Source organism: Pseudomonas cyclaminis (assembly GCF_015163715.1).
GTDB classification, from domain to species: domain Bacteria; phylum Pseudomonadota; class Gammaproteobacteria; order Pseudomonadales; family Pseudomonadaceae; genus Aquipseudomonas; species Aquipseudomonas cyclaminis.
This window is the reverse complement of sequence record NZ_JADDUM010000053.1, coordinates 1-7,602: the sequence shown is the minus strand read 5'-3', so window position 1 is coordinate 7,602 and position 7,602 is coordinate 1. Positions and strand designations below refer to the sequence as shown.

Sequence of the window (7,602 nt, the reverse complement as noted above, 5' to 3'; positions counted from 1 at the left end):
GGCTGCTGCGCAGCCCAGCGCGGGGCAAGCCCGCTCACCACGGAGTTATGAATAAGCCTTTAAGAGTTGTGTAGATACTCATGCCCGATGAGGCCGTGTCAGTTGATGCATCTTGGCTGACACACTGCTATCAGGGGCAAGACCCCTCCCACAGGGATAGCACTTCGCCCCAGACTCTCAGAGTTTTCCCACGACTGTTTCAGGTTGTCGCTCGGAACGCGGCTGACTAACCTCTCCGCCGTCGCTGCCAATTCAGCGACCGGATTTGACCGTCCGACTCCCAACTGCATCTGTGCCACATCGAATCAGGCGTTTTCTTGACGCCTGCTGTATCGTGTCGCGGCAGCTGTACGCGGGATACCTTAGGGTATGCCGGGCTCCTTGGGACCGGTCGGTCAACCCGCGTATAGCTGCCACCCTAATTCGTTTGACCGCGAACCGTGGCGGCTCCATTCCCCTTGGAGTTCCACCATGATCAAAGACACCCCAAATCCCCCAGAAAAACTCTTCACCGTACGCCCCAACCTGGGCACCGAAACGCTGCTGGTCAACGCCTCCCAGGATCTATCCTCAATCACCGACATCGCCACCCACCTCGCCTTTGAAATCGACGGCACCCAACGCAATGTGGCACTGGGCATCTGCCGCATGCTCGAAGGCGTACAACTGCTGGTGGACAAGGCGCTGGACGAGGCTCATCCGGCGGCCTGAACGTAGACGGCACCAGGCGCCTGAGCTATCTTCGGGCGCTCCTCTCGACAGAACCGGAACAGGAAGTTACCGCTTGAGCACCTCCCCCCTATTGCGAAGCCGAACCTTCGCCCTCCTCGCCGGCACCGCCTTCATTGCCATGGATCAGCTTGTAAAACTCTTGGCCCTGGTTTCACTGGCGGCCAACAGCTTCAAAATCGGCTCAAACCCGATCAATCTTGCGTTGGAGCTAAGCCTTAACCCCGGCGCATTCCTGAGCCTGGGCGCCGCTTTGCCGCCACAAGTCAAACAACTGATCTTTATCGTCGGCGTAGCCGTTGTGGTGGCCTGGGCGATGGGGTGGTCCCTCGCCAACTGGAACCAGCCGCTGCGTAAAGTCTTGCCGCTGTACGCCATCGCCTTGGGTGGCATCGCCAACCTGATCGACCGGGTGTTTCGCGACGGTCATGTGGTTGACTACATGGTCCTGAACGTCGGGCCAGCGCATACCGGGGTGTTCAATATTGCGGATATCGCGATTACCGTCGGTGCGTTGTACCTGCTGATCGACCTGTTCGTGAAGCCGCGTAAAGCCTAGGCGTATCAGTATTGCTCGCCCTCATCGCCTCGAATTTCAGCGGCGAGGGCTTGGGCGATCGCCTTGGCTTTCACGATGCTCTCGTCGCTGTATACAAACGAAATTCGGCCACGGCGATAATCGAAATAATAATCCTGCTGCGTGGTGGGAGAGGTCCAGTAAGCCGTTTGGTTACCGCCAATGGAGATCGTCGCTCCTGTCGTGGGATTAACGGCAGTCACTTCGTCCTGCAACACGATGGTTGGGTCACTGGCACACAAGGCATTCCACTCTTCAGGTGCTATTGCATTGCTTTCGGCACGGGCGATATGGAGTTCATAGGTCATAAGAATATCCATCAGAGAAAAGGGAAAGATTCTTGAAGGGCGAAGGCAGCCTAATACTCCCTTCAGCGTTTTTTTGCCCTTCGACGTCTACGTCAACTTGTCGATGACATACTGCTGAAACCACGCAGGCTGAGTGTCCGCCACAATATCGATATCCTCGCCTTCTGTAATCTCGGCAAGTTGCGCAAAGCGGGGCTCGCCGTCTTGCGAATTGTCAAAGATATAGGCCCGATTGGATAAGAGAATCGCCTCTGACAAGTTTTCCAAAGAGCGCTTATAACGTGATCGAATCTTGTCCGGTGGTACATCATGACCACCTATAGAGGCCCGGTAGGCAACCCGGGCAACGTTAATATCAGCATCTGCGGTAGCAACGTAATAAACGTATACCCGATAGCCGGCAGCTTTCGCCTGCCTTAACAGCTCAATCTTGCTGCCGTCCGACATGACTGTCTCGAATGTAAAACTCAAGCGTTCTTCAATCAGAGACACCCGAATAAAGTCAGAAAGAGCAGAAGCTATATAAGAGTCGATGTTGCGTGAAGCAAAAATGATCCGCTCACCCTTGGCGACCAGATCATCCAGTTTGGCGAGGGAATCGGGAAATTTTGAAAGCAGTGAATGACAGCGCAAAAACGCGATGGCACGCTCGGCGTAGCGGTATAACCCGAAGACGGCAAAGTCAAAAATACCCGTTTCACGAATGCCCAACTCAATCGCATCAGGATTGATGTAGTTGACCAGCAAGTGCGCCGGGACTTTCGAGTTGAATGTGCTCTTTCCACTCCCGTTCGGGCCGGCGAACATACGGACACGGGGGGTGGTACTCAAGCCTGAATCTGCGCCTGGGCAGACCGACGGTCCAACAAGGATTTTTTGGTTTTCAAGCGAGTGCCTGCCTTGAGAGTGCCGTAGGTTTCCACAGGACGGATAACCAAAGTCTCCGTATTGGAAACTTTAACCAACTGACCAGCGCGAACCACAAGCACGGACTCACCCTTGGAAAGGGCAACCTCGTAGGCATCCCTGAATGCTTTCGCCGCAATGGAGGGAATGCTCGATTCCTGGGCAAGAATCTGTGCTTCGGTAATTTGGGGCTTAACTTTTTTACGTGACATGCTGGTCTCCGGCTCAGGACAAGGGATGATCAATGGCAATGAGCGTAGATCACCTCAGGCGTCGAACGCTGGCTCGACTTTACCTCAATGTGTGTCCCATGTCCTGCTGCGGGCGGCCCAACACCCTCTAAGCGCTTTCGCACTCAAAACACCGACCACCCAATCCGCTCACTCAACAATTCCAACGCCTTGATCCCCGCCAGCGAGTTCCCCGCCGCGTTCAACTCCGGCGACCACACGCACACGGTGAACTGCCCCGGCACGACTGCGACAATCCCGCCGCCGACCCCGCTCTTACCGGGCAACCCCACGCGATAGGCAAAGTTGCCCGCCTCGTCATACAGCCCGCTGGTGGCCATGATCGAGTTGACTTGCTTGGTCTGGCGCGCCGTGAGGATCTGCTCGCCACTGTGGGCGCTGGTGCCTTCATTGGCGAGGAAGCTGAAGGCCTTGGCCAGGTCCAGGCAGCTCATCTGCAAGGCGCAGTAGTTGAAGTAGCTGTGCAGCACCGCGTCCACGTCGTTATGGAAGTTGCCGAAGGACTTCATCAGGTAAGCCATCGCCGCATTGCGCGCACCGTGCTGGGCTTCGGAGTCGGCGACAACTTTGTTGACCAGGATCTGCGGGTTGCCCGACAGGCGCCGCACAAAGTCGCGCATCGACAGAATCGGCACGGCGAAGCGTGACTGGTTGATGTCGCAGATCACCAGTGCGCCAGCGTTGATGAACGGATTACGCGGGCGGCCGCGTTCGAATTCCAGCTGCACCAGGGAGTTGAACGGCTGCCCGGACGGCTCATGGCCCAGGCGTTCCCAGATGCTTTCGCCGCCATGGTCGATGGCCTGCACCAGGCTGAACACCTTGGAAATGCTTTGCACCGAGAACAGCGTATCGGCGTCGCCGGCGCGGTAGGCCGAGCCGTCGTTGCCGTACACAGCGATGCCCAGTTGGTTGGCCGGCACATCGGCCAGGGCGGGAATGTAGTCGGCGACTTTGCCGAGGCCGATCAGTGGGCGCACTTCGTCGAGGATCGACTCCAGCAGCACCTGCATGTCTTGTCCTGTCATCGTGGTTTGAATCAGTGATAAGCGGGGCGCGGAGGATACCTGAAACACGCAGGTCAAGTGAGGTACTACAGAACGTGAAACCCCGCCTCGTCCCGGTAATACATGAGGGACTCGTACTGAAACGACATCAAGAAACAGGCGTCACACCTCGTAGCCAGTTGCTGCGCCACTTCCCTGACGTCAGCCAATGGATCAGCACCCTCCGGCGCAGGCCCTTTGATACGCAGATAACAACGAATGGCCACCGCAAATGCCAGATCATTCGTGTCTTGCGCACGAATATCAGGATCATCCACTTCATAGCAGCCGCTCAGAAAAAGACCTGAATAAAAATGCGCCTGCACCGACTGTTCATGCTGTTCCAGTTCAGCACCACCCACCGCGTTCACAGCGTCAGCCAGATGTGCCAGGGACATTCGCTTATCAGCCTCAAGATGAATATCAAGCCCCATGGAGCGCAGCCTCCAACTGTGTGTACAGGCGTAACCCCTCAGTCTCGTCAGCGTTTGCATCGAGAAACACCAGATCCTCGCAAAGCCCGGACGGCAACGAAATACCCACCACAAAATCTCGTCCTGTTGCGCCCGCCAAGGATTTTGCAAACAGGACCAATTGGTCAATTTGAGATTGGCTAACGGGAGGCAAAGGAAGGTTGAGCCCGATAAACCAATCATTCAGATCATCAGGCGCCATGTCGGGTGTACGCTCGTGCTGGTGATTCACAAACACGGCGCAATATTGCGCCCAATCGCTGACAAACGCGCGAAAGGCGTCGACCAATACCGATTCGACTGCTTGGTTGTCAGAACCATCGACGTAACAATAAAGCGTGGGCATGGTGCGCATCCTGGGTCCGCGTGCGGCGATTCTAGCGTGAACGCGTTAATACCTCGATTTTCAATGCGCGCGGAAGCCCCACACAATCTCTACCACCCGCTCGGCCACCACCAGATAAACCAGGATCAGCAACAGCTGCAACGCCAGGTGATAACGCAGCTTGGCCAGCCTGCGAATGCCATCGCTGACGTTCAGGAACATCAACACCGTGGACAGGATGATCAACCCCCAGCCCGCCACGTTTGACGCAAACACGCCGATAAAAAGGGCCTGCTGACCGAGAAGCGCGTTGGTGCCCGCCGCAAACAACAGTGCGCAGACCAGCAGGTTTTTCACATTGTCGAAAATCTGCGTACTCAGGTCGTTGTCCAACAGGGCCATATATCTTTTCAAAAACATGCGCATGGATCAGTACCGGGTAGGGATCGCTCGTCAGTCAAAGTAGTTCAATTGACCCTGCACCGCTCGCCGACCGGCGAGAAAGCCTGCCTCCTCGCCACAGATAGGTGTTGCGCGCCTTTAAAAATGCGCCACATCCGACACCCGCTCATCCAGCACATCCCGCGCCAGCGCCCAGGCCTGGTCCTTGGACTCCACCACCAGCAACGGATAGCCCCAGGCCTTGCCGAACATCAGCGCAAACGGTTTGAGTGCCAGGCGTTTGGCCGCGCTGGGTTCTACCTGGATCATGCCTTTGACGAACGTGTGCAGCGCCTGTCGGTGTTTCTTCATCCAGATCGAGGCTTGCTTGCGCTGTTCATGGGAGTGTTCGTAGTCGTTTTCGTCCACGGCTTTTTCGTGCAGCAGCAGGAAGGATTGCTGCCGTGCCAACAGGTCTTCAAAGACCCGGAAGGCGTCCTCCGGCCCGCCTTGGTTCGGGGCATCGAAGACGATTTTGACCACAGGGAATGTTGTACTGTCGAGTCGCATGGCAAAGCTCCTTAATGAGAGTGGATCTCAATATAAAGCTCGAACCACTGGACGGCATTGCACAGAATAGCCAGACTGTTTCGCAATCCGGCCAACCTGCGATCCCCGCCATGAAGCACCACCGCCTTGATCTGCTCGACCCGCTCACGGCCAAGGATGCCGATGTAGTCCCCCGCGCCGTGGTGGCCGTGGGTGCCAGCAGCGCGTCGGACACCTGGGAGCACACCCCGCACACCCACCGCAAATGCCAGTTGATGTACACCCTGCGTGGGGTGATCCACTGTGAAATCGAGGCGGGGATCTGGATCGTGCCGCCCCAGTGCGCACTGTGGATTCCCGGCGGCATACCCCATTCGGCACGCGGGTCCGGCGAGGCGCAAGTGTATTGCCTGCTGATCGAGCCCGACGCCACCCACGCCTTGGCACCACACTGCTGCACGCTGGCGGTGTCGGGCCTGCTGCATGAATTGATCAGCAAGGCGGTGAATTTCCCGCAGTTGTATGACGAGGCCGGGGCCCAGGGGCGCTTGATCCACACATTGCTGGACGAACTGGCCGCCGCGCCGATAGAAGCCCTGCACCTGCCCATCCCCCAGGACGCACGCTTGCGCCGCCTGGCCAATAGCCTGCTGGCCGACCCGGCCGACAAAGCCACCCTCGGCCAATGGGCCGTGCGTATCGGCATGAGCGAGCGCAGCATGACCCGCCTGTTACTGGAGGAACTGGGCCTGAGTTTTGGCCGCTGGCGTCGACAGTTGCATGTGATCCTGTCGTTGCAACGTCTGGCCACGGGCGAGAGTGTGCAGCGGGTGGCCCTGGACCTGGGTTATGAAAACGCCAGCGGCTTTATCACCATGTTCCGCAAGACCGTAGGCCAGCCGCCGGCTCGCTATCTGGCGGATCGGGCCGCGGTGTTCAGCGCGACTGCCCAGAGCAGCGGGCATCTCCTGCCCATCGGGATGGGCGAAAAGCGACCTAAGCTCAGGTCTAAAGATTATTTATCGAATGGTTTTTAGAACTTTATGCTTGATCAAATTTCGCTGAGCATCGAGCGCGCCTTATGTCCATACGTCGTCCCATCGCCGCTGTATTGGGGTTACTGGCCTTGTCTGTCGCCCTAAGCGCGCAGGCCCAGGAAACCCTGCGCATCGGCTATCAAAAATCCTCTACCTTGATCACCCTGCTGAAAACCCAAGGCACCCTGGAGAAAGCCCTCAAGGCTGACAACATCGATGTGAGCTGGCACGAGTTCCCCAGCGGCCTGCCGCTGCTGGAGGCGCTGAACGTGGGCAACGTGGATATCAGCGCGACGTGGCCGACACGGTGCCGATCTTCGCCCAGGCGGCGCAGGCCAAGCTCACCTACTTCGCCCAGGAAGCGCCCTCGCCGTCGGCCCAGGCCATCGTGGTGCGCAAGGACTCGCCGATCCAACAGTTGGCCGATTTGAAGGGCAAGAAAATTGCGGTCACTAAAGCCGCCGGCACCCACTATTTGCTCATCGCTGCGCTGAATAAAGCCGGGTTGGCCTTCTCGGATATTGAACCTGCCTACCTGTCGCCCGCCGACGGTCGCGCCGCGTTCGAAAACAACAAAGTCGACGCCTGGGTCACCTGGGAACCCTTCCTCACCAGCGTGCAGCGGCAACTGCCGACGCACACCCTGGCCGATGGCACGGGGCTGGCCAGCTACAAGCGTTATTACCTGACGGGCACGCCGTACGCCAAGGCGCATCCTGACGTGCTGAAGGTGGTGTATGGGGAATTGGAAAAAACCGGAAAGTGGGTGAAAGCCCATCCGCAGGACGCGGCGAAGGTGCTGGGACCGCTGTGGGGCAATTTGGACGTGGCCACGGTTGAAGCGGCGAACGCGCACCGCAGTTATCAGGTGCAGCCGGTGACGGTGGACCAGTTGGGTGAGCAGCAGAAGATTGCCGATGCGTTCTTCAAGGCGGGGTTGTTGCCCAGGGCGGTGGATGCCAAGGATGTGCAGACGTGGCGACCTTGAAGGCTGGTGTGATCTAAATGTGGGAGGGGCGG

General features: G+C 57.9%; 11 protein-coding genes and 1 pseudogene. 4 read left to right on the top strand and 8 right to left on the bottom strand.

Going from position 1 to position 7,602, the window contains the following annotated elements; genetic code table 11:
- Window positions 1-471: 471 nt before the first annotated feature.
- Window positions 472-711: a DUF6124 family protein gene (locus IQK56_RS08915; RefSeq protein WP_150762281.1), complete on the top strand. Its 240-nt coding sequence runs from the start codon at window positions 472-474 to the stop codon at window positions 709-711.
- A gap of 73 nt (window positions 712-784) precedes the next feature.
- Window positions 785-1,288, top strand: a complete 504-nt coding sequence (locus tag IQK56_RS08910) for a signal peptidase II (RefSeq protein WP_150762282.1) — start codon at window positions 785-787, stop codon at window positions 1,286-1,288.
- A gap of 5 nt (window positions 1,289-1,293) precedes the next feature.
- Here the strand turns inward: IQK56_RS08910 and IQK56_RS08905 are convergent, their stop codons facing one another.
- The 8 genes from IQK56_RS08905 to IQK56_RS08870 all read right to left on the bottom strand — a co-directional run bounded on the left by IQK56_RS08905 (window position 1,294) and on the right by IQK56_RS08870 (window position 5,566).
- A complete protein-coding gene (locus IQK56_RS08905) occupies window positions 1,294-1,614 on the bottom strand; it encodes a hypothetical protein (protein ID WP_246500185.1) in 321 nt (106 codons plus the stop codon).
- Between the two features lie 87 nt (window positions 1,615-1,701).
- Entirely contained in the window at window positions 1,702-2,445 is a 744-nt protein-coding gene (locus IQK56_RS08900) for an ATPase (protein ID WP_246500184.1), read from the bottom strand.
- A complete protein-coding gene (locus tag IQK56_RS08895) occupies window positions 2,442-2,732 on the bottom strand; it encodes a hypothetical protein (RefSeq protein ID WP_150762284.1) in 291 nt (96 codons plus the stop codon). Before IQK56_RS08895 ends, IQK56_RS08900 begins: the two co-directional genes overlap by 4 nt.
- A 143-nt stretch (window positions 2,733-2,875) precedes the next feature.
- The gene (glsB, locus tag IQK56_RS08890) at window positions 2,876-3,784 is read right to left on the bottom strand and encodes a glutaminase B (protein WP_193864176.1); all 909 of its coding nucleotides are present in this window, start codon (window positions 3,782-3,784) and stop codon (window positions 2,876-2,878) included.
- An 80-nt stretch (window positions 3,785-3,864) separates the two neighbouring features.
- Window positions 3,865-4,251: a hypothetical protein gene (locus IQK56_RS08885; protein ID WP_150676901.1), complete on the bottom strand. Its 387-nt coding sequence runs from the start codon at window positions 4,249-4,251 to the stop codon at window positions 3,865-3,867.
- Complete coding sequence (locus tag IQK56_RS08880) at window positions 4,241-4,636, bottom strand: hypothetical protein (protein ID WP_150676902.1); 396 nt, start codon at window positions 4,634-4,636, stop codon at window positions 4,241-4,243. The genes IQK56_RS08885 and IQK56_RS08880 overlap by 11 nt, the downstream gene beginning before the upstream one ends.
- 60 nt (window positions 4,637-4,696) lie before the next feature.
- Window positions 4,697-5,041: a hypothetical protein gene (locus tag IQK56_RS08875; RefSeq protein WP_122307920.1), complete on the bottom strand. Its 345-nt coding sequence runs from the start codon at window positions 5,039-5,041 to the stop codon at window positions 4,697-4,699.
- A 114-nt stretch (window positions 5,042-5,155) separates the two neighbouring features.
- Complete coding sequence (locus tag IQK56_RS08870; RefSeq protein WP_099586937.1) at window positions 5,156-5,566, bottom strand: hypothetical protein; 411 nt, start codon at window positions 5,564-5,566, stop codon at window positions 5,156-5,158.
- A 110-nt stretch (window positions 5,567-5,676) separates the two neighbouring features.
- Between IQK56_RS08870 and IQK56_RS08865 the strand changes: the two genes are divergently transcribed.
- Complete coding sequence (locus tag IQK56_RS08865; RefSeq protein ID WP_246500183.1) at window positions 5,677-6,582, top strand: AraC family transcriptional regulator; 906 nt, start codon at window positions 5,677-5,679, stop codon at window positions 6,580-6,582.
- Window positions 6,583-6,626: 44 nt separating this feature from the next.
- Window positions 6,627-7,570 (top strand): annotated as a pseudogene (locus tag IQK56_RS08860) (aliphatic sulfonate ABC transporter substrate-binding protein).
- Window positions 7,571-7,602 lie beyond the last annotated feature (32 nt).